The sequence below is a fragment of the Rhodococcus sp. p52 genome, from assembly GCF_000763325.2.
Lineage (GTDB): Bacteria > Actinomycetota > Actinomycetes > Mycobacteriales > Mycobacteriaceae > Rhodococcus > Rhodococcus pyridinivorans.
The window spans coordinates 200,129-223,985 of sequence record NZ_CP016819.1 but is presented as its reverse complement, the minus strand read 5'-3'; the positions used below and the strand labels follow the sequence as shown (position 1 = coordinate 223,985).

Here is a 23,857-nt window from a genome sequence, read left to right as displayed (position 1 = left end):
CTTCGGGGGCGGGGCCTTCGTCATGTGTTCTCGACGGTGATCGTCGTCGTTGCTTCGCCGCGAGCATCTCGCAGCGGTTCCGCGCGGGGTAGGTCAGCGCGGGGTGTGGGTCAGCGCGGGATGTGGAAGTCCACGAGTTCGGCCGTGCCCCGCGACAGCTCGGACCACGATCCGCTCACCGTGAGGACTGCGATCGCGGAGGTGGGGAACTTCTCGGCCACCTGATGGGCAGCGTCGGTGCTGTGGTCCGTGATGAGTCCGAGGACGGTCGCGGAGAGGGTGGGCTCGTGCCCGATGACCAGCAAGGTCTGCACGTCGTCGGCGGTTCCCCGGATCTCGGCGACCAGGGATTCCGGATCGGCGTGGTACAGGCTGTCGCGGTACTCGACGGGAGCCTCCACGGCCGCTTCGGCGAGTGTCTTGCGTGTCCGGGTCGCGGTGGAGCACAGAACGGCGTCCACCTCGGGCAGGTTCGCCCGGATCCAGCGACCGGCGAGACCGGCCTCGCGGCGTCCGCGGGGGGAGAGGGGACGCTCGTGATCGTCCACGTCGTCCGGGTACGCGGACTTGCCGTGGCGCAGCAAGATCAGGGTACGGGTCATGGGGTCCACCGTAGAGCGTCCGGATTCCGGCCGATCCACGCGACCGCGCGAGTGTGATCCTCGACCGTGAACCAGACCGTCAGTCCGTCCTCCCGCAGGGTCGTCCGCAACGTGAGGGTCTCGCCGGCGGCGACGGGGCGCAGGTGCTCGATCACCGCTCGGTACGGCGCGTCCGGGACGTCCGGCCGGAGGGACAGAAGCTCTTCGACACCGTGCCAGTAGACGGCGTTGTTGACGTGCCCGAAGGGGTCGAGGTCGGTGGCGCGCGGGGGGAAGACGCGTTCGTCGTCGACCCCGTCGGGTGCGCGACCGGGCAGCCACGCCGTCCACTTCAGGCGTGTGTCGTGCGCGTAGCGGGCCATGTGCTCGAACAGGCCGTCGCTGATGCGGGTGGGAGCGCCGGTGGTGGGGCCGATGTCGATCCAGAACGCCGCGGTCTCGATCAGCGGACCGTCCGGGGCGTCGTCGGGGTCGTCGAGGCGGACCCGCACGTTCGCCCACCGTGTCGACAGGGCGTCGCACCAGCGCCGCAACCGGAGCGTGCGGCCGTACTCGGCGGGGCGGTGCACGTCGACGATCGTGCGCCGGACGATCCAGAGCGGGTCGGTCTCGGACGCGCCGACGGCGGCGAGGTTGTCGGTGCCGATGTCCTGGAGATAGCGGGCGATGCCGTCGAGTCGCAGTCGCTTACCGGTGTCGACGTCGCCGGTACGGACGGTGCGCTCGGTGGAGAAGGGATCCGCCTCCTCGGGCAGTTCCGTCAGCGGTCGCGTCCGAGGCAGGTCGGTGCTCGGCGTCGACGTGGCCATGTGTCCCCCCGGGTCGGATGTCCGATCGTGCGATTCTCGCAGCTTCGGGGGGTGGTCGCAGGTTCTCTTGCGAACCCGCGGTGACAGCCGCTACAGTCGAATTAACTGTTACGGATCGTTACATGAAAATCGCGGACGCTCCGCCCGGCTGCCGAGGACCCTTCCCATGGCCTATGTGATCACCCAGACCTGCTGCAACGACGCGAGCTGCGTCGCGGTCTGCCCCGTGAACTGCATCCACCCCTCGCCGGACGAGCCCGAGTTCGCCACCGCCGAGATGCTGCACATCGATCCGAAGACCTGCATCGACTGCGGCGCCTGCGCCGACGCGTGCCCGGTCGAGGCGATCCTGCCCGACGACAAGCTCGATCCCTCCCAGAAGCGGTTCGCCGAGATCAACGCGGCCTGGTACGAGGACCACCCGGCGCCGGAGGGGTGGCAACCCCTCGTGCCCGCCCCGGCGCCTCCGCGCGATCGCGGAACGCTGCGGGTCGCGATCGTCGGCGCCGGCCCCGCGGCCTGCTACGCCGCCCAGGAACTGCTCGAACGGTCCGACGTCGAGGTCGAGATGTTCGACCGGCTCCCGACTCCCTTCGGTCTCGTGCGCGCCGGTGTCGCCCCCGATCATCCGGGGACCAAGGCGGTCACCGAATCGTTCGAATGGTCGTTCCGACGCGAGGAGTTCGCCCTGCACCTCGCCACCGAGATCGGTCGCGACATCAGTCACGCCGAACTGCTCGAGCATCACCACGCCGTGATCTACGCGACCGGTGCGTCGTCCGACCGCCGACTCGGGATCACGGGCGAGGACCTGCCCGGCAGCCACGCCGCCACCGAGTTCGTCGCCTGGTACAACGGCCACCCCGACTACGCCGACCGCACCTTCGACCTGTCCGGCGAACGCGCCGTCATCGTCGGCAACGGCAACGTCGCCCTCGACGTCGCGCGGATCCTCACCATGGACGTCGACGAACTGGCGCGCACCGACATCGCCGACCACGCCCTGAAGGCGCTGCGGGAGAGCAACATCCGCGAGGTCGTCCTGCTCGGCCGGCGCGGCCCCGCCCAGGCCGCCTACAGCAATCCGGAGTTCCTCGCCCTCGGCGACCTCACCGGGGTGGACGTCGTCGTCGACGACGCCGACCTCGAACTCGATCCGGTGAGCTCTCGGGCCGTGGAGGACGACGCGGCGACCGCGCTGCGGGTCCGTCTCGCCCGTGAGTACGCCGGACGGCCCGTCCGTCCCGGTCACCGTCGCATCGTCTTCCGGTATCTCGCTGCCCCGAGCGAACTGCTCGGCGACGACCACGTGACCGGCGTGCGGGTCGAACGCACCGAACTCGTCGACGACGGTGGCCGCCTCACCGCCCGACCCACCGGCCGGTTCGAGGACCTGCCCGCCACGCTCGTGCTCCGGTCGATCGGTTATCGCGGCGTTCCCGTGCCGGGTGTGCCCTTCGACGACGTCCGTGGCGTCGTTCCCAACACCGGCGGTCGCGTCGACACCGGCGTCTACGTGACCGGCTGGGCCAAGCGCGGGCCGAGCGGTGTCATCGGCACCAACAAGGGGTGCGCGAAGGAGACCGTCGCGGCGCTGCTGGCCGATTTCGACTCCGGTGCGCTCGCCGATCCCCGCGGCGACCGTCGCGCGCTGAACCGGTTGCTCGGACAGCGCAGGCCCGATCGGGTGGACCTGGACGGCTGGAAGACCATCGACGCCGCCGAGCGGCAGGCCGGACGGGCCCAGGGCCGGCCCCGCGTCAAGATCACCGATCGCGGGACCCTCGTCGAACTCGGTCGTCGCCGACGCCGTCTTCCGCTGCTCGCTTCGCTGCGTCGCTGACGCAGTCGCGGGTGACGCAGGTCGCGGCCCACCCGGGCGTTCGTCGATAGGCTCGGGAGAACCGAATCCCTACCCGAACGGACATGTGCATGAGCAGCGACAACCTCGACCGCACGGCGCTCACGCGCCGCACCCTCATCGGCGGCGCCGGTGTGGTGGCGGCCGGCGCGGCCCTCACGGCCTGCGGATCGTCCGGCGACACCGGCGAGGCACGATCGGCGGTGCCCGCACCGACCACGACCGCGCCTCCCGGACCCGACGCGGAGGTCGTAGCCACCGTCGCGGACGTGCCGGTCGGCGGGGGCGTCATGCTCGAATCGAAGAGGCTCGTCGTCACCCAGCCCGCGGAGGGCGACTTCCGCGCGTTCATCGCGATCTGTACCCATCAGGGCTGCAATCTCAGCGGGGTCGAGGGCGACCGCATCATCTGCCCGTGCCACGGCAGCCGGTACGACCTCGACGGCGCCCCGGTCGAAGGACCGGCGAAGCGGCCGCTGAAGACCCGTCCGGTGGCGGCGCGCGGGTCCGATCTCGTCGTGGGCTGATCGGTCCGGGGATAGAGTCCGCTCCGTGGAGACCAGCGGAGGCTGGCGCCCGAAGGCGCTGCGTGACGGTACGGACCCGGACCCTCGTTTCACGCTGGCCAACGAGCGCACCTTCCTCGCCTGGGTGCGGACCGCGCTCGGCGTCATCGCCGCGGCGGTCGCGCTGGAGACCTTCGCGGGCGGCATCGTGTCGGAGGGGCTCCGCACGGTGCTGGCGTGTGCGCTGCTCGGATTCGCCGCCGTGCTCACCGTGTTCGCGCTGATCCGCTGGCACCGCGTCGAGCACGCGATGCGCACCGGACGTGCACTCCCGGTGCCGTGGGTGGCCTACCTGCTCGCCGTCGCCCTCGGGGTCTCCGGGGTCGTGCTCGCCGTCGCGATCGCCTGGTGAGACGAGCGGCATCGTGAGCCCGGACGATCTGCGGCACGGCGACGCCGGTCTGCAGCCCGAACGGACCAGTCTGGCGTGGCTGCGCACCGCGTCGGTGCTCGGGGCGGTGGTGCTCGGATTCATGCGGTTCGTGCCCGGCCCGGGTGCGGTGGTCGCGACGATCGGCCTGGTCTGCCTCGTGCCCGTGCTCGCGGTGCTGCTCGCCTCCCGGATCGGTCACCGCGCGCGTGTGCGCGGATTGGTGGCGGGGCGCGCGCCCTATTTCTGGTGGCGGAACGTCGCGGTCACCGCCACGGTCGTGGTGCTCGCGATCTCGTCGGCCGTACTGATCGTCACGGCCCACTGATTGTCACGGACCACTGATCGTCACCGCTCGCTGATCCTCACTGCCCGCTGATCGACGACACACCGATCAGCGCTATCGCGGCGACCCAAACAGTCGCCGCTGCCGCGAGTGCGATCGGGCGCCATCCGACCCCGCGAAGCACCTCCCGGCGCACCCCCGCGCCCAGGGCGAACATCGCGACCGTCAGCAGTGCCCTCTGCACCGTGCCCGCAGCCTCCACCACGATCGGATCGAGCAGTCCGGTCGAGCGCAGCGCGACACACGCGAGGAAGCCCAGCAGGAAGACCGGCACGATCGGGGGAGTGCGCTCGTCGCGGCGGCCCTCACCGCGCCGCCGGGCGACGACCCCGACGATCGCCACGACCGGAGCCAGCAGTGCCACCCGCGCGAGCTTGACCGTCACGGCCGCGGCGAGCACCCCACCGGCGGTGGCCTCGAGAGCGGTGCCGGTCGCGACGACCTGGGCGACCTCGTGGATCGCCGCACCCGCCCACAGACCGGCGGTCCCGGGGGTCAGCCCGAGCATCCCGGCGGCGAGCGGAACGAGCGGGATCATCGCGGTGCCGAAGACGACCACCAATGCGACGGTGGTGACGAGTTCGCGTTTGCGCGAATCGATCACACCGTCGACCGCCGCCGCGGCCGCGGCTCCACAGATCGAGAAGCCGCACGCGATGAGCAGGCGCTGGGTCCAGCCCACCCCGAGCCACCGGCCGAAGGCGAGTGAGCCGCCGATGCCCGCGACGACGACGGTCGCCGCGACGAGCGCTGTGCCCCACCCGAGGTCGACGAGATCGGAGACCGCGAGCTGCACGCCGAGCAGCGCGACGCCCACTCGGAGCAACCGCTTCGATGCCGTACCCAGACCCGGCTCCAGAACCTCGACCACCGGTGCGGGCAGACCGACGTTCGCCACGACCACACCCAGGACGATCGCGACGAGCAACGGGCTCGCCCCGGGGATCAGGTGCGCGGCTCCCAGTGCGACGCCCGCGCCCGCCGCGGCCACCAGGAGACCCGGGACGACGGTGGGCCGGGACACGGGCGCGTGGACGGTGAGCATGCCTCGACTCTTCCGTTGCAGCGGTGTCCGCACCAGCCGTCGATCGGACATGAGCTCATATCGAATGGATATGAGCAGAGGGTCCGGCATATCGTTCGTGCATGACCAGCTGGCCGGATCTCGTTGCTCTGGAACTGCTCGTCGGGGTCGACGACCGGGGCGGGCTCGGCGCCGCGGCCCGCGCGGCCGGTCTCGCCCAGCCCAACGCGACCCGCATGCTGCGCCGGCTCGAACGGCAACTCGGCGCGGTCCTCGTGCGGCGGGGCCGGACGGGTTCGGTGCTCACCCCGGAGGGCACAGTGGTCGCGCACTGGGCTCGGGAGGTCCTGGCCGACGCGGAACGCCTCCTCGACGCCGCCGCCGCACTGCGCGTCGAGCAGCAACCCGAACTGGTGGTCGCGGCGTCGATGACGGTCGCCGAACACCTCATCCCGCGGTGGCTCGGCGCCTTCCGCACCCTCCGCGACGACGTCCAGATCCAGTTGCAGGTCCACAACTCGATGCGGGTGTGCGACGTCGTCGCCGAGGGCGGATGCGACGTCGGGTTCGTCGAAGGACCGACGGTGCCGGAGGGACTGCACAGTGTCGCGGTGGCACGCGATCGCCTCGTCGTGGTCGTCCCGCCGCAGCATCCCTGGGCGCGGCGGCGTCGGCCGCTCACCGTGGCCGAACTCGCGGCGACACCACTGGTCGTCCGCGAGGAGGGCTCCGGCACCCGCCGCACCCTCGACCTCGCGTTGCAGGAGTACGACCGGGCCGCACCGCTGCTCGAACTCGGGAGCGGAGCAGCGGTCCGCACGAGCGTGCTCGGGGGTACGGGCCCGGCGGTGCTGAGCACCCTCGCGGTGGAGGAGTATCTGGACTCCGGTCGCCTGGTCGCGGTCGCGGTCGACGGACTCGACCTGCAGCGCGTGCTCCGTGCGGTCTGGAGGCCGCCGCGGGTGTTGTCCGGCCCGGCGGGGGAGTTGGTCCGACTGATCACCCGTACCCGCTGACCGGGCCTGCACCCGGTACCGGGTCACGCGCGCGAGTGCTGCAACGCGCCGGCCCCCGCGATCACGACGAGTGCGATGCCTACGAGAGCGAGAGGTTCGACGACCTGCCCCAGCACCAGAGCGCCGGCGAGCGCTGCGGCGGCGGGCTCGAGCGCGATGAGGATCGCGAACACCCTCTTCGGCAGGTCGCGCAGGGCACGGATCTCGAGGGGGTACGGGATCGCCGACGACAGCAGCGCCACGGCGAGTCCTGCGAGCGCGAGGTCGGGCCGGAGGAGCTCGGTGCCGGCCGTCGCCGCGCCGAACGGCAGGACGACGACGGCCGCGATCGTCGTCGCTCCCGCCAGTCCGGCCGATCCGGGCAGGGTCGTCGCCACACGTGAGCCGGCGATGATGTACCAGGCCCATCCCGATGCGGCGACCAGCGCGAAGGCGACCCCGAGCGGATCGAGACCGGTGGACAGCCCGGCACCGTCACCCACGCCGAGCAGGACCACTCCGGCCAACGCGAGCACCACCCACAGGGCGTCGCGGAGGCGTCGGGACAGGATCGCGGCCAGTCCGAGTGGGCCGAGGAACTCGATGGTGACGGTTGCGGCGAGGGGCAGCCGCGTCAGCGCCCCGTAGAAGGCCGTGTTCATCAGCGCGAGACTTGCGCCCAGTGTCACCACCGCCCGCCACTGTTCCGGTGTCCACGTCCGCGGCCGGGGCCGGGTGAACGCGCAGAGGATCACGGCCGCGAACAGCAGGCGCAGGGTCACCGTGCCGAGGGCGCCCGCCCGGTCGAACAGGGTCGCGGCGAAGGCCGCCCCGAACTGCATCGACAACACCGCGGTGAGGACCGCGACGACAGGCCCGACGGTGTGCGTGCGGGAGTCGTCGGCCATCCCGTCAGTCTGTCCGACAGGCCCGGACGACGTCTGCCGCAAAAAACAATCACGCGTGCTTGATTTTAGAGCTGTGACGTGTGACGCTTGCCGCATGTCCGATCTGCACACCGTGCTCGACGATCTCCGCGCGGAGGGCGACGATCTCGACGCTCTCGTCGCGAACCTGCCCGACGAGAGCTGGGCGCTGCCCACTCCGGCGGAGGGTTGGACCATCGCCCACCAGATCGGCCACCTGTTGTGGACCGACCGGGCGGCGCTCACCGCCGTCCGCGACCCGGACGCCTTCGTGAAGATGGTCGAAGCGGCGTTCGGCGACCCGCTGGGATTCGTCGACGTCGGTGCCGCGGAACAGGCGGGCCGGCCGCCCGCGGAGTTGCTCGCCGACTGGCGCGACCCCCGCCGCGAACTCGCCGACGCGCTCGCCGAGGTCCCGCGCGGTACGAAGATCCTGTGGTTCGGACCGCCGATGTCGCCGGCCTCGATGGCGACCGCGCGGCTGATGGAGACCTGGGCGCACCGGGGAGACGTCGCCGACGCCCTCGGCGTCACCCGCACACCCACCGCGCGCCTGAAGAACATCGCGCACCTGGGGGTGCGGACGCGCGACTTCGCGTACGTCATCCGCGACCGGAAGCCACCGGCCGAACCGTTCCGCGTGGTGCTCACCGCCCCCGACGGTGACAGCTGGGAATGGGGTCCGGAGGACGCGGCGCAGTCGGTCACCGGCCCGGCTCTCGACTTCTGCCTGCTCGTCACCCAGCGCATCCACCGCGACGACACCGCCCTCGTCACCGACGGCCCGGACGTGGAGGAATGGCTCGGCCTCGCCCAGGCTTTCGCCGGTGCCCCCGGCGCCGGACGTGAAGCCGGCTCGTCCGCCTCCTGAAGACACCCGCACCCCAGTCGAGACACCCCCGGTCGACAGCTTCGACCGGAACATCCTCGGCCGAAACACCATCGGAGACATCGTGAGCATGTGGACCACCCCCGAGCGTCTCGCCCTCCGCGAGACCGTCACCGGTTTCGTGAAGCGCGAGATCCTGCCCCACCTCGACGACTGGGAGCGCGCCGGCGAACTGCCCCGCGAACTGCACGTCGAGGCCGCGAAGGTCGGCCTGCTCGGCGCGGGATTCCCCGAGGAGGTCGGCGGTTCCGGTGGCGACGGTGCCGACACGCTCACCGTGTGCGAAGCGTTCCATGAGGCAGGTGCCTCGGGCGGCGCGTTCGCATCACTGTTCACGTGCGGCATCGCACTGCCGCACCTCATCGCGGCCGGCGATCCCGATCAGATCGACAAGTGGGTACGGCCCACTCTCGCAGGCGAACTCGTCGGATCCCTCGCGATCACCGAACCGGGCGGCGGATCGGACGTCGGCCATCTGACCACCACCGCGGTGCGCGACGGCGACCACTACGTCGTCAACGGCGCGAAGACCTACATCACCTCGGGATGCCGCGCCGACTTCGTGGTCACCGCCGTCCGCACCGGAGGTCCCGGCGCCGGAGGAGTCTCGCTGCTCGTGATCGAGAAGGGCACACCGGGTTTCACCGTCTCCCGCAAACTCGACAAGATGGGCTGGCGCGCGTCGGACACCGCCGAGTTGTCCTTCGCCGACGTCCGCGTGCCGGTCACCAACCTCGTCGGCGCGGAGAACACCGGATTCTGGCAGATCGCACAGGGTTTCGTCTCCGAGCGGATCGCCCTCGCCGCCCAGGCCTATTCGGGTGCGCAGCGGTGCCTGGACCTGACCGTCGCGTGGTGCCGCGATCGCGAGACCTTCGGCCGGCCACTGATCACCCGCCAGGCCGTGCAGCGCACGCTGTCCGAGATGGCGCGTCGCATCGACGTCGCGCGCGTCTACACCCGGCACGTCACCGAACGCGCCGTGGCGGGGGAGACCGACCTGATCGCCGAGGTGTGTTTCGCGAAGAACACCGCGGTCGAGGCCGGCGAGTGGGTCGCCAACCAGGCGGTCCAATTGTTCGGCGGACTCGGGTACATGGCCGAATCCGAGGTCGAACGGCAGTACCGCGACATGCGCATCCTCGGTATCGGCGGTGGCACCACCGAGATCCTCACCGAACTCGCCGCCAAGCGGCTGGGTTACGGCGCCTGACACACCTGATCCTTCACGCGACCGTCCACGGCCGCGCGTCCTCTCACCCGAACCCGGAAGGCATCCCCGTGAGCATCATCGAGACCGAAGAACAGAAGGAACTGCGCGCTGCGGTCGCGGCTCTGGCCGAGCGCTACAACTACGTCGACTACGTGCTTCCCAAGTCACGCGCGCACGAGCCGCTCACCGAATTGTGGGCGGAGGCGGCCAAGCTCGGCTTCCTCGGCGTGAACCTCCCGGAGCAATACGGCGGCGGCGGCGCCGGCATCTACGAACTCGCGCTGGTGCAGGAGGAGCTCTCCGCCAAGGGCGCAGGGTTGCTGCTCGTCGTGGTCTCGCCGGCCATCTGCGGCACGATCATCTCCAAGTACGGCACCGACGCGCAGAAGCAGGAATGGCTGCCCGGGCTCGCCGACGGCTCCCGCATCATGGCCTTCGGCATCACCGAGGCCGACGCCGGATCCAACTCGCACAACATCACCACCATCGCCCGCCGCGACGGTGACGACTGGATCCTCTCCGGCAGCAAGGTGTACATCTCCGGTGTCGACCAGGCCGACGCCGTGCTCGTCGTCTCCCGCACCGAGGACGCGAAGACCGGCAAGCTCCGTCCGGCCCTGTTCATCGTGCCGACCGACGCTCCGGGCTTTACGAAGACGCCCATGGAGATGGACATCCTCGAGCCGGACTACCAGTTCTCCCTGTTCTTCGACGACGTCCGGCTTCCCGCCGACGCACTGGTCGGTGAACCGGAGGCCGCGCTGATGCAGCTGTTCGCCGGACTGAACCCCGAACGGATCATGGGCGCGGCGATGGCAGTGGGGATGGGCCGGTACGCCCTCGACGCCGCGGTGCGCTACGCCAACGAGCGCACCGTCTGGAAGCAGCCCATCGGCGCGCATCAGGGCATTGCGCACCCGCTGGCGCAGCGCAAGATCGAGCTCGAACTCGCCAAGCTCATGATGCAGAAGGCCGCCGTCCTCTACGACAGCGGCGACGACTTCGGGGCCGCCGAGGCCGCGAACATGGCCAAGTACGCCGCGGGTGAGGCCGCGATCGCCTCGCTGGACCAGGCGATCCAGACCCACGGCGGGGCCGGCCTCACCCGGGAGTACGGCCTCGCGGCGATGCTCGGCGCCGCGCGCATCGCACGCGTGGCGCCGGTCAGCCGGGAGATGATCCTCAACTTCGTGGCCCAGCACTCGCTGGGCCTGCCGAAGTCGTACTAGGCCGACGCTTCGGTGTTCGACGCTTCGGTGTTCGATGCTTCCGGGTTCGAGGTGTCGGGATTCGACACCTCGGACCCGGAGGTACCGAGGTTCGGCGGGAAGGAATCCGGCGGGAAGATACTGGCCGCCTCCTCCGCCGGGAGCAGCGTCCCCAGCAGATAGGCGAGGGACCACCGCAACGAGTTCACGTCCTGCAGCGGCACGGTCTGCTGGTAGCCCACGAGCGTGTACAGGGCCAGCCTTGCGAACCGCTCGGCCTGTTCCCTCGAACCGAGATACTGGGCCACCGCTTCGGCCACCACCGCGTAACGCAGGTCGTCGACCTTGCTCTGCACCTCGTGGACCCCGGAGTCGCTGTGCGACCAACCACGGATGGCGGATTCGGCGGAGTGGGGGAGACTGCACGCGAATTCGACGAGCAACCGGAGCCGTCGGGTCATCGAACCCTCGAGGCGCGCCGCGGCGGCGAGCTGCAGCGTCTGGCTCTCGAGCCAGTGCTGGAGGAATTCGGTCTTGAACTGCGCCCAGCTCTCGAAATAGTTGTAGAACGAGCCGGTCGTCACCTCGAGGTGACTGCACAACCGTGCCTGCTTGAGCCCGGCATGGTCGTTGGTGGCCAGGATGGCCAGCGCGGCGTCGAAGTAGTCCTCGCGCCTGACGATGGTCGCCACGTGGTGCTCCCCTTTCGCCCCGACCTGTTATACGAGTGTACGGATGATGAGCTTTGCGTACGGTCTCGGGGTCGCACGAATACCCGTTCGGCGGAAGATCAGTCGTGACGGAACGGTCGTGACCGGGTGGTCGTGACGAAACAGCAGGAGCAGGAGGCCCGATGGCGCGAGAACCGAAGCAGGACCGCAGCCGCGCCACGCGGCGGCGACTGCTCGAGGCGACGATCGACTGCCTCGCCGAATCCGGTTGGGCCGCAACCACGGTGAGCGTGGTCGCCGAGCGGGCAGGAGTGTCGCGCGGGGCCACCCAGCATCACTTCCCGACCCGGGAGGATCTCATCACCGCATCGCTCGAGTTCATGTTCGACAGTCGCATCGAACGGGTCCGCACCGAGCCGTTCGACGTGCCCGAGGGCGTCGGCCGCACGGAGGCGGTGGTCGAGCGGATCGTCGACCAGTGCACCGGCAACATGTTCAAGGCCGCCCTGCAGGTGTGGACGGCCGCGGCGGCCGATCCGGCCCTGCGCGAGATGCTCCTGCCGCTCGAGGAGAAGTTCGGGCGTGTCTCGCACGCGGTCGCCGTCGAGCAGCTCGGCGCCGACGACACCGATCCGGTCGTGCACCGGACGGTGCAGGCGACTCTGGATCTCGCGCGCGGCCTCGGCCTGGCCGACGTGCTGACCGACGACTCGGCCCGCCGGCGGGAGATCGTCCGCCACTGGGCCGCGCAGCTCGACGAGGTGCTCCGGGAGTCCTCGAGTCGTCGCACACAGGCGGGCCCGGCTCGGTAGTCTTCCCGCCATGCCTCTCCCGCGCATCGGAAGGACGGCGGCTGCCGTGGCCACGGTCGGCCTCATGGGTCTCGGTGCGGCGGCGTGCGGGAACTCCGACGACGCCGGACAGGCAGAGACCTCGCCCACCGCGTCCGTCACCGACCCCGGCCCGTTGTTCGACGAGTGCGGCGCGATGTCCGACGACGAGGTGGCGGCGGCCTTCGGTCTCGGAAGTTTCACGACGGTGACGCGCAACTCGGTGGGCTGCGAGTGGGAGATCTACGTCGGCGGCCCCAGCGTGAGCTTCTCCTGGTACCGGGGAAGTCCCATCGGCCGCGAACGCGCCGGCTCCGATCTCATCGGCCGGCCCGCCGCCGACGTCGAGATCGGGGGACGGTCCGGCTTCATGGGGTCCTACCAGAACGAGCTGGGGCAGACGACGCTGTGCGAGATCGGCGTGGAGTTCGGCGGCGACTTCGTCCACTGGTCGGTCTCGTACTCGAACCTCACGCCCGTCGCCGACGCCTGCGTCGTCGCTCGCGGCCTGGCCACCACGAGTGTGGAAAGAGTGCAGAAGTGACCGCCCGCCGCTGGGGCGCCGCACTCGCGACCGTCCTCACGACGGGTGCTCTGCTCACCGGATGTACCCGCACCATCGAGGGGCGGGCCGTCCCGGAGGGGATCGGCGGCGGCACGGGCGCCGAGTTCACCCGGCTGCTCACCGAGTGCGATGCGGTCGCCGACGAGAAGATCGCCGAGGCCGTGGGCGCGGACTACGTCTACCGCGGGTTCTTCGGTGCGATCTGCCGCTGGGACGGTGAGGGACCCACGGGAGTAGTGAAGGTCACCTTCAACTGGTTCGAGACCGGTTCCCTCGACCACGAACGCGCCGCCGCCGAGGGACTCGGTTACGAGATCGAGAACACGACCATCGAGGGCCGGCGGGCACTGCAGATGCGCCGACCCGGCGATCTGCTGTCGTGCGGGGTCAGTTCCGGGGCGTCGACGACCGGCATCTTCGGCTGGTGGGTGCAGTACACCTCCGGGGGAGCGGACCCGTGTGAAGCTGCTGCTACGTTGGCCCGGCTCACACTGAACCTCAGCAGTTGACGGTGTGTGCGGATCCTCGGGAGGGTGCGCGCTCCTCACTTTGACCTCATGCGCGCACGCCGGGTATCGTTGTGGGTCGTGTCCGGCATGCCCGGGCCGGTCTGTGTGCCTATGCGAGGTAGTGCCGTGCGCGCGGTCTGTGGATATCTGCAGGAGCGAGCCCCCGGCTGCCTGTGTGGGGGTACGCGACACACCCGACCTCGTGTGCACACGAGGGGCGAGTGCGGGGCAGCAGCTTTCTTGCCCCAACCGATGGATCCCTAATTTCAGAACAGCCGAGGTTGCTCGAAGTGAGCAGCTTCAGACAACGAAGAAAGCCGGTTAATGCCAACCATCAATCAGCTGGTCCGCAAGGGCCGCCGCGACAAGGCCGCCAAGGTCAAGAGCGCGGCGCTCAAGGGCAGCCCCCAGCGTCGCGGTGTGTGCACTCGCGTGTACACCACCACCCCGAAGAAGCCGAACTCGGCTCTCCGTAAGGTCGCCCGTGTGCGCCTGACCTCCCAGGTCGAGGTCACCGCCTACATCCCCGGTGAGGGCCACAACCTCCAGGAGCACTCGATGGTGCTCGTGCGTGGCGGTCGTGTGAAGGACCTCCCGGGTGTGCGCTACAAGATCATCCGCGGCTCGCTCGACACCCAGGGTGTCAAGAACCGCAAGCAGGCCCGCAGCCGCTACGGAGCGAAGAAGGAGAAGGGCTGATGCCACGTAAGGGTCCCGCTCCCAAGCGCCCGCTGATCGCCGATCCGGTCTACGGTTCGCCGCTGGTCACCCAGCTGGTCAACAAGATCCTGCTGGACGGCAAGAAGTCCACCGCCGAGCGCATCGTCTACCAGGCGCTCGAGCAGGCTCGCGAGAAGACCGGTACCGATCCGGTCGTCACCCTCAAGCGCGCGCTCGACAACGTCAAGCCCGCCCTCGAGGTCCGCAGCCGTCGCGTCGGTGGTGCCACCTACCAGGTGCCGGTCGAGGTTCGCCCCGGTCGTTCCACCACGCTCGCGCTGCGCTGGCTGGTGACGTTCTCGCGTCAGCGTCGCGAGAAGACCATGGTCGAGCGGCTCGCCAACGAGCTCCTCGACGCGAGCAACGGCCTCGGCGCCTCCGTGAAGCGCCGCGAGGACACGCACAAGATGGCTGAAGCCAACAAGGCGTTCGCGCACTACCGCTGGTGAGTCGTCGCCGACCGGGAGATGCCGTCATCACGGACCTCCCGGTCGGCTGCTCGCACAACTGTGTCGGTCCCGTAAAGGCCGGCTGACAACACAAGAACATGTGGTCCGCACCCAAGGACCGACACGAGCTACGAGCGGGGTTACCTGTGGCACAGGAAGTGCTGACCGACCTGAACAAGGTCCGCAACATCGGCATCATGGCGCACATCGATGCCGGCAAGACCACCACCACCGAGCGCATCCTCTTCTACACCGGTGTCAACTACAAGATCGGTGAGACGCACGACGGTGCCTCGACCACCGACTGGATGGAGCAGGAGAAGGAGCGTGGTATCACCATCACCTCCGCTGCTGTGACCTGTTTCTGGAACAAGAACCAGATCAACATCATCGACACCCCCGGCCACGTCGACTTCACGGTCGAGGTCGAGCGGTCGCTGCGCGTCCTCGACGGCGCAGTCGCCGTGTTCGACGGCAAGGAGGGCGTCGAGCCCCAGTCCGAGCAGGTCTGGCGCCAGGCTGCCAAGTACGACGTTCCGCGCATCTGCTTCGTCAACAAGATGGACAAGATGGGCGCGGACTTCTACTTCACCGTGCAGACGATCATCGATCGCCTGGGCGCGAAGCCGCTGGTCCTCCAGCTCCCCATCGGTGCCGAGGATGCCTTCGACGGCGTCGTCGACCTCGTCGAGATGAAGGCGCTCACCTGGCGTGGCACCACCGACATCGGCACCGAGGCCACGGTCGAGGAGATCCCGGCCGACCTCGCCGACAAGGCTGCCGAGTACCGCGAGAAGCTGCTCGAGACGGTCGCCGAGTCCGACGAAGAGCTCATGGAGAAGTACTTCGGCGGCGAGGAACTCACCGTCGCCGAGATCAAGGCGGCCATCCGCAAGATGACCGTCAACTCCGAGCTCTACCCGGTGCTGTGCGGCTCCGCCTTCAAGAACAAGGGCATCCAGCCCATGCTCGACGCGGTCATCGACTACCTGCCGAACCCGCTCGACATCGGCGACGTCATCGGCCACCAGGTCGGTAACGAAGAAGAGGAACTGCGTCGTAAGCCTTCGAAGGAGGAGCCCTTCTCGGCTCTCGCCTTCAAGATCGCTGCGCACCCCTTCTTCGGCAAGCTGACCTTCGTCCGCGTGTACTCCGGCCGGATCGACTCGGGCACCCAGGTGCTCAACTCGACCAAGGGCAAGAAGGAGCGCGTCGGCAAGCTGTTCCAGATGCACGCCAACAAGGAGAACCCGGTCGACGAGGCAGTCGCGGGCCACATCTACGCGATGATCGGCCTGAAGGACACCACGACCGGCGACACCCTGTGCGCGCAGGACGCCCCGATCGTCCTCGAGTCGATGACCTTCCCGGACCCGGTCATCCAGGTTTCCATCGAGCCGAAGTCGAAGGCCGACCAGGAGAAGCTGTCGACGGCCATCCAGAAGCTCGCCGAAGAGGACCCGACCTTCTCGGTCGAGCTCGACGACGAGACCGGCCAGACCGTCATCGGCGGTATGGGCGAGCTCCACCTCGACATCCTCGTCGACCGCATGAAGCGCGAGTTCAAGGTCGAGGCCAACGTCGGCAAGCCGCAGGTCGCGTACCGCGAGACGATCACCAAGCCGGTCGAGAAGCTCGAGTTCACGCACAAGAAGCAGACCGGTGGCTCGGGCCAGTTCGCAAAGGTCATCATCGGCCTCTCGCCGTTCGTCGGCGAGGACGGCGCGACCTACGAGTTCGAGAACAAGGTCACCGGCGGTCGCATCCCGCGCGAGTACATCCCGTCGGTCGACGCGGGTGCTCAGGACGCCATGCAGTACGGCGTGCTCGCCGGCTACCCGCTGGTGAACCTGAAGGTCACCCTCATCGACGGTGCGTACCACGACGTCGACTCGTCCGAAATGGCGTTCAAGATCGCCGGCTCGCAGGCACTGAAGGAAGCGGCCCGCAAGGCCGCCCCGGTGATCCTCGAGCCCCTCATGGCGGTCGAGGTCACCACGCCCGAGGACTACATGGGTGAAGTGATCGGCGACCTGAACTCCCGCCGTGGCCAGATCCAGGCCATGGAGGAACGCAGTGGTGCCCGTGTCGTGAAGGCGCTGGTTCCGCTCTCGGAGATGTTCGGTTACATCGGCGATCTGCGGTCGAAGACCCAGGGTCGTGCGAACTTCTCCATGGTGTTCGATTCCTACGCAGAGGTTCCCTCGAACGTCGCGAAGGAAATCATCGCCAAGGCGACCGGCGAGTAGCCTCCGGGTTATCCCTCGGTCACCTGCACGACCAAGTAATACAAACCGCACTGCTGCATACAGCAAGCAACAACAGTCCAGGAGGACATCCAGTGGCGAAGGCGAAGTTCGAGCGGACCAAGCCGCACGTGAACATCGGCACCATCGGTCACGTCGACCACGGCAAGACCACCACCACGGCTGCGATCACCAAGGTGCTTGCCGACAAGTTCCCCGACCTGAACGAGAGCTTCGCTTTCGATCAGATCGACAAGGCACCTGAGGAGAAGGCTCGTGGTATCACGATCAACATCTCCCACGTCGAGTACCAGACCGACAAGCGCCACTACGCGCACGTCGACGCCCCGGGTCACGCGGACTACATCAAGAACATGATCACCGGTGCCGCCCAGATGGACGGCGCGATCCTGGTCGTGGCCGCCACCGACGGCCCGATGCCCCAGACGCGTGAGCACGTGCTGCTCGCCCGCCAGGTCGGCGTTCCCTACATCCTCGTCGCCCTGAACAAGGCCGACATGGTCGACGACGAGGAAATCCTCGAGCTCGTCGAGATGGAGGTGCGCGAGCTCCTCGCTTCGCAGGAGTTCGACGAGAACGCTCCGGTCGTCCCGATCTCCGCTCTCAAGGCTCTCGAGGGTGACGAGAAGTGGGTCCAGTCGATCGTCGACCTCATGCAGGCCGTCGACGACTCCATCCCGGCCCCGGTCCGTGAGACCGACAAGCCGTTCCTCATGCCCGTCGAGGACGTCTTCACCATCACGGGTCGTGGCACCGTCGTCACCGGCCGTATCGAGCGTGGCGTGATCAACGTCAACGAAGAGGTCGAGATCGTCGGCATCCGCCCCGAGTCGACCAAGACCACGGTCACCGGCATCGAGATGTTCCGCAAGCTGCTCGACCAGGGCCAGGCCGGCGACAACGTCGGTCTCCTCGTCCGCGGCATCAAGCGCGAGGACGTCGAGCGTGGCCAGGTCGTCGTCAAGCCGGGCACCACGACTCCCCACACGGAGTTCGAGGGCCAGGCCTACATCCTCAACAAGGAGGAGGGCGGCCGCCACACGCCGTTCTTCAACAACTACCGCCCGCAGTTCTACTTCCGTACCACGGACGTGACGGGCGTTGTGACCCTCCCCGAGGGCACCGAGATGGTCATGCCCGGTGACAACACCGAGATGTCCGTCAAGCTGATCCAGCCGGTCGCCATGGACGAGGGCCTCCGCTTCGCGATCCGCGAGGGTGGCCGCACCGTCGGCGCCGGTCGCGTCACGAAGATCATCAAGTAGGCACCGCCTACGGGATCATCAAGTGAGCTAGTCCTCACTGACGCTCGAACGGCGTCCACCCTCCGGGGTGGGCGCCGTTCGGCGTTTCGGGATCACCGGCGATCAGCCGACGATCTCCTTCAGCTGGTTCGCCACGGGGGTCACCGGTTCCTCCCCGTCGGCCGTCGGGATGTCGCTGTTCACGGCGGCGACGACCACGGCCCGGCGTTCGGGCAGATATCCCACGTAGGTGTTGAAACCGGGGAGCTCGCCCGTGTGGCCGAGCCAGCCGTTCTCGATGCCGAGCCCGAGGCCGTAGGCGCGGGTGTCGGTCGCACCGGGGACGTCGAACAGGAACGAATCGAGACGGAGCTGCTGCATCTCGGGGGAGAGGATGCCCTTGCCCGTCCCGAGGGCCGTGCCCCACAGCTCGAGATCGTCGACGGTGGAGATCACCGCGCCGGCCGACCATCCCCACGACGGGTTCCATCCGGTCGCATCGGCCGTCTGCCCGTCCGGCTGTCCCTGTTCGGTGATCCCGTACAGGTGCGGTGACGCGATGGCCGCGTCGGTGGGCATGACGGTGTCGGCCATGCCCAGGGGTTCGAAGACGTTCGCCCGGAAGTACTCGTGCAGGCTCTGCCCGGAGACCTGCTCGACGACCAGCCCGAGCGCGATCGTGTTGGTGTTGGAGTACTCGAACCGCTCCCCGGGAGCGAAGTTCGGTGCGTCACCGCGCACGTAGTCGAGGAGTTCGTCCGGGGTCCACGGTGCCTCCGGATCGTCGAAGAGTTGCTGCTGGAATTCCTCGTCGAAGGTGTAGCTGGAGATACCGCTCACCATCGAGGCCAGCTGACCCAGGGTGGCGACGTCGCCGTTCGGCAGGCCCGGCACATAGCGGCCGATCGGATCCTCCAGCGACAGGCGGTCGTCCTCCGCCAGTTGCAGTAGAGCGGTGATCGTCATCGTCTTCGTGATGCTGCCGATGCGGGTGTGGTCGTCCGGGCCGGGTTCCTCCGATCGATCCGCACCGATCGTTCCGGACGAACCGGTCCACTCGTATTCCGGGGTGACCACGCGCGCAACGACTCCCGGGAATCCGACGTCCTCGCGGACGCGGTCGAGCACGTCCTGGAATTCGTCGGCGGGCGCCGCGCCGGTAGCGGTCGCATCGGTCGCTGTTGCTTCGGACGTTGCGGCGGGCGGTGATTCGCCCGAGGTGTCGTTGCCGCAGGCGGCCACGACGGTGAGGATCACGGCGGACAACACGATCGGTAGTCGACGCACGGCACTCTCCCCGGTCGAGACGACGGTGTGAGAACGACAGTGATCAGTATGTGCCGTTCGGCAGGACGTCGGGTCTGTTTTCGGCCCGAAGCGAATCCAGCGTCGTGTATCAGGCGCTCTCGATCGCGGCGAGGAGCATCCGCGCCGTCACCGCGATCATCCGGGTCCGATCGGATCTCCGGGGCCGCAGGAGGGCGATCCGCGAGCACAGGCTCGCCGTCGCTCCCATCACGATGAACACGAGATCGTCGAGCGCTGCGTCGTCGAGATCGGGTCGCAGCCGCGCCGGGATGATGCGTCCGAGCGGCCGCAGCGGACCTTCGACCTCGGCCCACGCGAGCCCGAACTCGATCTCCTCGGAGGTGTACGACACCCGGAGCACCGCGGCGTGTTTCTCGAAGGCGGCGGTGAGGCTCTCCACCACCGTCACCATGGCCTCCTCCGGCTCCTGGTCCATCGCCCGCCCGATGGCGGTGGACAGCGAGGTGGTGATCGCGTGGACGGCGGTCATGCGGAGTTCGTCGAGCACGGCGTCGACGTCGGGGAAGTACCGGTAGACCGTCCCGATGCTCACGTGGGCGTGCTCGGCGAGTGCCGTGGTGCTGATCCGCGCGGTGGGGCTACGCTCGAGCAACTCGTACGCAGAGGTGAGAAGCAACTTGCGAGTGTCGTGACTCCGCTGCTGCACAGGACGTTTCCGAGGGGTTCTGCCTGCGGTTCTGTTGCCGCGCGGGGAGCTCATGAAAAGTGAATAGTAAGTGAGGATTCCTCGTGTTTCCATGGATGTATGGAGCGACGTATCCCACGTGATCTCGTCAACGCCGACCTTGTGGTGCGCCGATACGCAGATCTCGGCGAGCGCTGGCTCGACGGCATGTGGCAGGCCGACCCGCCGGCCGACGCCGTGGTGAACGACGACTTCGGTCCGAACTCCGCGACCGACGCCGTGCGCGTCGCACTCGCCGACGGTGTCGACGCGGTCCCCGGGGCACCCGACTCCCTGCGAGAGCTGTTCGCCTTCCTCGACGACGAACCCGCCTGGGTCGACCACGACCGCATCGACAACGCCGCCGACGCGCTCGTGCGGCACACGCCGATCCTCGGCATGGTGCTCGGTGCCGCCTCGCTGCTGCGCGGTGCCGGAAACTTCATCGCCGGAAAGCCTCTCGCGCTGACGGGCCGCTACGTGAGTCAGCCGGCCGTGCGGTCGGTCGAGGTCGGGGAGTGGTTACGGCACGTCCTCACGCGCGGCGGAATGCGCCGCGACGGAGGCGGATTCGCGTTCACGGTGCGGGTGCGCCTGATCCACGCCCACGTGCGCAAGGGCATCCTCGCGAGCGGGGTGTGGGACGAGGACGCCTGGGGAGTGCCGATCCCGCAGTCGTACATGGCGCTGACGATGGCCGAGTTCGGGCACATCGCGGTCGAGGCGATGCAGATCCTCGGGGTGCGCTTCACCGATCGCGAACTCGACGACATCTACCACCTGTGGCGATATGTCGGGCACGTGATCGGGATGGGCGAGGAACTGGGCCTGCGCACCGAACGCGACCACATCGCGGTCGAGGACCTGTACCGGCTCACCTCGCCCGGCCCGAGCGACGAGGACCGGGAGTTCGTCACCGCGCTGACCGAGCAGTATCTCGTCCCGGAGCTGGCGAACCTGCTGCCGGGCACCGCACCGATCCGGACGACGGTCGCCCGCACGGTGATGCACTCGCTGCAGCGGGTGTTCATCGGTGACGCCGACGCCGACGCCCTGCACATCCCCGACAGCCCGCTCAAGCACGTCCTCGGACGCGTCGGGCCGCTGCTCGCGCTCGTCAACCGCGTCCAGGAACTCCGCTATCCGGACCTCGAACGCACCACACAGCGGGCGTACAAGGTGCGCGACGTCGCGATGGACCGGATGCGCGTGGACTACCGCGTCGAGCACGACCTCGTGGACGCGGCCCGAAGCTGAGCCGCCCCTGGGCGGGGTGGGCTCAGTGGACGTCCACGGCGGGGTCGAGATGCACCAGGACCTGCGTCGCCACGTGCGCCCCACCGAGCGCCCGCGCGACCCGCTGGGCGGCATCCTCCGCGGCTTCCGTCAGCTCGGTGACGTCGATGGTCGGGTCGGCGTGCACCACCACCGAGAGCGTCGGCAGGTGGCGTTCGACGACCGCGCGTCCGCGCACGACCCGCACGCCCGGCAGGGCGGCGAGTTCGGCTGCCACACCGTCGGCGACGGGACCGAGTTCGACACCGAGGGTGGCGTCGGTGACCTGGTCGTAGAGCTGCACGGTCGACGTGCGCCGGCGCGACAGGTTGACGGCGAGCAACGCGATGCCGAGCACGAGTCCGCCCGCGAAGACCGACCACAGGGCCGGTGTCCACCACGACTGGTCCGGGACGTCGGTCACGCGGGGACGGTCGAGACGCGAGAGTTGCTCTCGGGCTAGGGGACCCTGCCACACCCACGCCAGGGCGAACGCGCCGGCACCGGCGAGGGCGAGGCCCGCCAGGAAGGTGACGAGCCGATTCGCCAGCACGGTACGGAGTTTCACCGCGCCACCTCCACCACGAGTTCGACGGGGTCGGCGAGCGCCGCGAGGTTCGGGGCGACCGCGCCGCGCACGGACGCGGTGATCTCGTCGACCGGTGTCTCGTCCTCGATCGAGATGCGCACCACGGCACGGCGACGGTCGACGACCGTGCGGGCCGTGCGCACGCCGGTGAGCGCGGACGCGTGGGCGCTGCACATGCGTGCGACGTCCGTGCGCCGCATCCACACCGTGGGCACCGGCCCCGCGACCTGCAGCGGCACATGCGTCCGGCGGCGGGGTTTGAGGGCGACGACGATCAGGACGATCCCGAGGACGAGACAGACGCCCGCGACGGGGGCGAGCCAGGTGTGCCAGTGCAGGCGGCCGAACCACTCGAAGGAGTTGCGCAGCCACGGGGCACCGCCGTACGTCCCGTTGACGATGAGCAGTTCCCGCGCGGCGACGAACGACAGGGCGAGCGCCGCGATCGCCACGATCGCGGCGGCGGGTGCGGCCGCGGGCGGCGCCAGCGGCGGCAGGGGAGCGACGGTGGGGATGTCGGGATGCGGAGTGGTCCGCGCCGCGACGATGTCGGATTCCAGGTACTCGACGGGTGGCTGCGCCTCGTCGGTCTCGCCGTCCTCGACGAGCGCGGTCGCGACGATGAGCACGTTGAGTTCGCTGATGCGCATGCCCGTCAGGTCGTGCAGCTGGCGTTCGACCGCGTCGTGGACCCGGCGGGTGAGCATCGCCGCGTCGTACGGCCATTCGGCGGCGATGTAGAGATTCACCGCGACGGCCTTCGCGCCGGTGGTGACGTCGGCCCGGGGCAGGTCGCGGCCGGTGAGACGCAGGATGCCACCTCCGCTGTGCCGCACCACACCGGGAACGCCGAGCGCGGCGGCCGCGGCGATGCGTTCGATCGCACGGTCCTTGACGACGAGGTTGCCGCGTTCGCCCGGGGGAACGACCCCGGTCCCGGTGTCGTCGGATGTCCCGACGTCGGACGCGGTGGGATCAGCCACGGCCCCGACTCCTCAGCAGGGCGCCGAGGTCGAGGTGGCCGTCGCGGTGGGCGCCGATCGCGGCACCGAGCGCGCCGAGCAGCACGGCGAACAGCAGACCGCTGACCCCGCCGATGATGCCGGCGAGGGCCAGGAGCAGCCCCGCGAGGAGTCCGACGACGGTGTTGCTGACGGGTGTGTGGTTCACGATGGGGCTCCTTCTCGTTCACCGGCGTGGACGTCTTCGATGGTCACCTGGACGGGCACGTCCACCAGCGGGGACACCCGGACGCGGACGGCGTCGGCGACGGCCGGGAGATCGGCGGGGGTCCGCACGACGATGTGCACCGCGCACAGCTGATCGGTCAGCCGCACACCTTCGACCCGTCGGCCGGGCAGATAGGTGGCGACCTCCCCGAATGCGCCGCGGTGCAGACCCACGACGCCGGGAACGGACAGCGCGGCGTCCGCGACCAGGTCGGCCGCGTTCGCCTGCGCTGCGGATCCGGGGTTCACTGCACGCGGGGTTTGGCGTCGTCGGTGAGGGCCGCGGCCTCTTCGTGGAGCATGACGTCGAAGACCGTGATGTTGACCTCGGTGACCTCGAGTCCCGTCATGCGCTCGACCGCAGCGATGACGTTGTGCCGGATGGCGACGGCGAGTTCGTGCAGCGCGACGCCGTATTCGGCGACGATGCCGATGTCGATCGCGGCCTGACGTTCACCGACCTCGACGGCGACACCCTGTCCGTGGTTGATGCGCGCACCGGGGATGCGGTCGCGCAGTGCGCCCACGACGCGGGCGGTGCCGGCGCCCACCTCGATGACGCCGCTGATCTCGCGGGTCGCGAGCCCCGCGATCTTGGCCACCACCGCGTCCGCGATGATCGTGCGGCCCTGCGGATCGGCGGGTCCGGAGGAGGTTCCGGCGCCGAACTGTATGCGGCTGATACCTGCGCCGCTGTCGCTGGTCAT

28 protein-coding genes are annotated in these 23,857 nt (G+C 69.1%); 16 read left to right on the top strand and 12 right to left on the bottom strand.

The features are described 5' to 3' along the window. Positions 1–110: 110 nt before the first annotated feature. Both IM25_RS00845 and IM25_RS00840 read right to left on the bottom strand, forming a co-directional pair. Complete coding sequence (locus IM25_RS00845; RefSeq protein ID WP_016694772.1) at positions 111–602, bottom strand: SixA phosphatase family protein; 492 nt, start codon at positions 600–602, stop codon at positions 111–113. After that, on the bottom strand, positions 599–1,411 hold the full coding sequence (locus tag IM25_RS00840; protein WP_065995652.1) for an acyl-[acyl-carrier-protein] thioesterase: 813 nt from the start codon (positions 1,409–1,411) through the stop codon (positions 599–601). The genes IM25_RS00845 and IM25_RS00840 overlap by 4 nt, the downstream gene beginning before the upstream one ends. A gap of 166 nt (positions 1,412–1,577) precedes the next feature. Between IM25_RS00840 and IM25_RS00835 the strand changes: the two genes are divergently transcribed. The 4 genes from IM25_RS00835 (at position 1,578) to IM25_RS00820 (ending at position 4,536) form a co-directional block, all read left to right on the top strand. Then, positions 1,578–3,254: an FAD-dependent oxidoreductase gene (locus IM25_RS00835; protein ID WP_019291241.1), complete on the top strand. Its 1,677-nt coding sequence runs from the start codon at positions 1,578–1,580 to the stop codon at positions 3,252–3,254. Positions 3,255–3,343: 89 nt separating this feature from the next. Then, complete coding sequence (locus IM25_RS00830) at positions 3,344–3,799, top strand: Rieske (2Fe-2S) protein (protein ID WP_019291242.1); 456 nt, start codon at positions 3,344–3,346, stop codon at positions 3,797–3,799. A 25-nt stretch (positions 3,800–3,824) separates the two neighbouring features. Further along, a complete protein-coding gene (locus tag IM25_RS00825) occupies positions 3,825–4,190 on the top strand; it encodes a YidH family protein (protein ID WP_016690879.1) in 366 nt (121 codons plus the stop codon). A gap of 13 nt (positions 4,191–4,203) precedes the next feature. Next, positions 4,204–4,536 (top strand): DUF202 domain-containing protein, encoded by a 333-nt coding sequence (locus IM25_RS00820; protein WP_016690880.1) that lies wholly within the window; start codon positions 4,204–4,206, stop codon positions 4,534–4,536. Between the two features lie 37 nt (positions 4,537–4,573). Here the strand turns inward: IM25_RS00820 and IM25_RS00815 are convergent, their stop codons facing one another. Further along, positions 4,574–5,599 carry a YeiH family protein gene (locus tag IM25_RS00815; RefSeq protein WP_065996449.1) on the bottom strand — a complete coding sequence of 342 codons (1,026 nt, stop codon included), beginning with the start codon at positions 5,597–5,599 and terminating at the stop codon, positions 4,574–4,576. Positions 5,600–5,700: 101 nt separating this feature from the next. Here IM25_RS00815 and IM25_RS00810 point away from each other — a divergent pair, with 101 nt between their 5' ends. Then, positions 5,701–6,594, top strand: coding sequence for a LysR family transcriptional regulator (locus IM25_RS00810; RefSeq protein WP_016690882.1), 894 nt, complete (start codon positions 5,701–5,703; stop codon positions 6,592–6,594). Positions 6,595–6,617: 23 nt separating this feature from the next. Here IM25_RS00810 and IM25_RS00805 read toward each other — a convergent pair whose 3' ends face one another. After that, positions 6,618–7,481, bottom strand: coding sequence for an EamA family transporter (locus IM25_RS00805; protein ID WP_065995651.1), 864 nt, complete (start codon positions 7,479–7,481; stop codon positions 6,618–6,620). 94 nt (positions 7,482–7,575) lie between these two features. On the opposite strand from IM25_RS00805, the gene IM25_RS00800 reads away from it, so the two are divergent. From IM25_RS00800 to IM25_RS00790, 3 genes are all read left to right on the top strand, one after another. Beyond that, complete coding sequence (locus IM25_RS00800; RefSeq protein WP_065995650.1) at positions 7,576–8,370, top strand: TIGR03084 family metal-binding protein; 795 nt, start codon at positions 7,576–7,578, stop codon at positions 8,368–8,370. Between the two features lie 82 nt (positions 8,371–8,452). Continuing rightward, positions 8,453–9,601: an acyl-CoA dehydrogenase family protein gene (locus tag IM25_RS00795; protein WP_026060885.1), complete on the top strand. Its 1,149-nt coding sequence runs from the start codon at positions 8,453–8,455 to the stop codon at positions 9,599–9,601. A 68-nt stretch (positions 9,602–9,669) separates the two neighbouring features. Continuing rightward, positions 9,670–10,830, top strand: a complete 1,161-nt coding sequence (locus IM25_RS00790; RefSeq protein WP_016690886.1) for an acyl-CoA dehydrogenase family protein — start codon at positions 9,670–9,672, stop codon at positions 10,828–10,830. On the opposite strand, the gene IM25_RS00785 is transcribed toward IM25_RS00790, so the two are convergent. After that, entirely contained in the window at positions 10,827–11,501 is a 675-nt protein-coding gene (locus IM25_RS00785; protein WP_016690887.1) for a TetR/AcrR family transcriptional regulator, read from the bottom strand. The two genes, IM25_RS00790 and IM25_RS00785, sit on opposite strands and share 4 nt — an antisense overlap. Before the next feature lie 161 nt (positions 11,502–11,662). Here IM25_RS00785 and IM25_RS00780 point away from each other — a divergent pair, with 161 nt between their 5' ends. The 7 genes from IM25_RS00780 (at position 11,663) to tuf (ending at position 18,085) form a co-directional block, all read left to right on the top strand. Next, positions 11,663–12,292, top strand: a complete 630-nt coding sequence (locus tag IM25_RS00780) for a TetR/AcrR family transcriptional regulator (RefSeq protein WP_016690888.1) — start codon at positions 11,663–11,665, stop codon at positions 12,290–12,292. A 10-nt stretch (positions 12,293–12,302) separates the two neighbouring features. Further along, complete coding sequence (locus tag IM25_RS00775) at positions 12,303–12,854, top strand: DUF3558 domain-containing protein (RefSeq protein WP_052039926.1); 552 nt, start codon at positions 12,303–12,305, stop codon at positions 12,852–12,854. Then, entirely contained in the window at positions 12,851–13,384 is a 534-nt protein-coding gene (locus IM25_RS00770; protein ID WP_065995649.1) for a DUF3558 domain-containing protein, read from the top strand. The genes IM25_RS00775 and IM25_RS00770 overlap by 4 nt, the downstream gene beginning before the upstream one ends. A gap of 324 nt (positions 13,385–13,708) precedes the next feature. Next, on the top strand, positions 13,709–14,083 hold the full coding sequence (gene rpsL / locus IM25_RS00765; protein ID WP_006552258.1) for a 30S ribosomal protein S12: 375 nt from the start codon (positions 13,709–13,711) through the stop codon (positions 14,081–14,083). Then, complete coding sequence (gene rpsG, locus IM25_RS00760; protein WP_006552257.1) at positions 14,083–14,553, top strand: 30S ribosomal protein S7; 471 nt, start codon at positions 14,083–14,085, stop codon at positions 14,551–14,553. The genes rpsL and rpsG overlap by 1 nt, the downstream gene beginning before the upstream one ends. A gap of 146 nt (positions 14,554–14,699) precedes the next feature. After that, positions 14,700–16,802, top strand: a complete 2,103-nt coding sequence (fusA, locus tag IM25_RS00755) for an elongation factor G (protein WP_024101663.1) — start codon at positions 14,700–14,702, stop codon at positions 16,800–16,802. A gap of 92 nt (positions 16,803–16,894) precedes the next feature. Further along, complete coding sequence (gene tuf / locus IM25_RS00750) at positions 16,895–18,085, top strand: elongation factor Tu (RefSeq protein ID WP_065995648.1); 1,191 nt, start codon at positions 16,895–16,897, stop codon at positions 18,083–18,085. Between the two features lie 102 nt (positions 18,086–18,187). Here the strand turns inward: tuf and IM25_RS00745 are convergent, their stop codons facing one another. Further along, a complete protein-coding gene (locus tag IM25_RS00745) occupies positions 18,188–19,351 on the bottom strand; it encodes a serine hydrolase domain-containing protein (protein ID WP_033096099.1) in 1,164 nt (387 codons plus the stop codon). Between the two features lie 109 nt (positions 19,352–19,460). Beyond that, positions 19,461–20,039: a TetR/AcrR family transcriptional regulator gene (locus IM25_RS00740; RefSeq protein WP_033096098.1), complete on the bottom strand. Its 579-nt coding sequence runs from the start codon at positions 20,037–20,039 to the stop codon at positions 19,461–19,463. Between the two features lie 99 nt (positions 20,040–20,138). Here IM25_RS00740 and IM25_RS00735 point away from each other — a divergent pair, with 99 nt between their 5' ends. Beyond that, positions 20,139–21,314, top strand: a complete 1,176-nt coding sequence (locus IM25_RS00735; RefSeq protein WP_033096097.1) for an oxygenase MpaB family protein — start codon at positions 20,139–20,141, stop codon at positions 21,312–21,314. 22 nt (positions 21,315–21,336) lie between these two features. Here IM25_RS00735 and IM25_RS00730 read toward each other — a convergent pair whose 3' ends face one another. From IM25_RS00730 to IM25_RS00710, 5 genes are read right to left on the bottom strand one after another with little or no spacing between them, the layout of a single operon-like run. Continuing rightward, positions 21,337–21,900: a hypothetical protein gene (locus IM25_RS00730; protein ID WP_065995647.1), complete on the bottom strand. Its 564-nt coding sequence runs from the start codon at positions 21,898–21,900 to the stop codon at positions 21,337–21,339. Further along, complete coding sequence (locus IM25_RS00725) at positions 21,897–22,904, bottom strand: DUF6286 domain-containing Asp23/Gls24 family envelope stress response protein (RefSeq protein ID WP_033096095.1); 1,008 nt, start codon at positions 22,902–22,904, stop codon at positions 21,897–21,899. The genes IM25_RS00730 and IM25_RS00725 overlap by 4 nt, the downstream gene beginning before the upstream one ends. Beyond that, on the bottom strand, positions 22,897–23,091 hold the full coding sequence (locus tag IM25_RS00720) for a DUF2273 domain-containing protein (RefSeq protein ID WP_065995646.1): 195 nt from the start codon (positions 23,089–23,091) through the stop codon (positions 22,897–22,899). Before IM25_RS00720 ends, IM25_RS00725 begins: the two co-directional genes overlap by 8 nt. Next, the gene (locus IM25_RS00715; protein WP_065995645.1) at positions 23,088–23,399 is read right to left on the bottom strand and encodes a hypothetical protein; all 312 of its coding nucleotides are present in this window, start codon (positions 23,397–23,399) and stop codon (positions 23,088–23,090) included. The genes IM25_RS00720 and IM25_RS00715 overlap by 4 nt, the downstream gene beginning before the upstream one ends. Then, a complete protein-coding gene (locus IM25_RS00710) occupies positions 23,396–23,857 on the bottom strand; it encodes an Asp23/Gls24 family envelope stress response protein (protein ID WP_026060889.1) in 462 nt (153 codons plus the stop codon). Before IM25_RS00710 ends, IM25_RS00715 begins: the two co-directional genes overlap by 4 nt.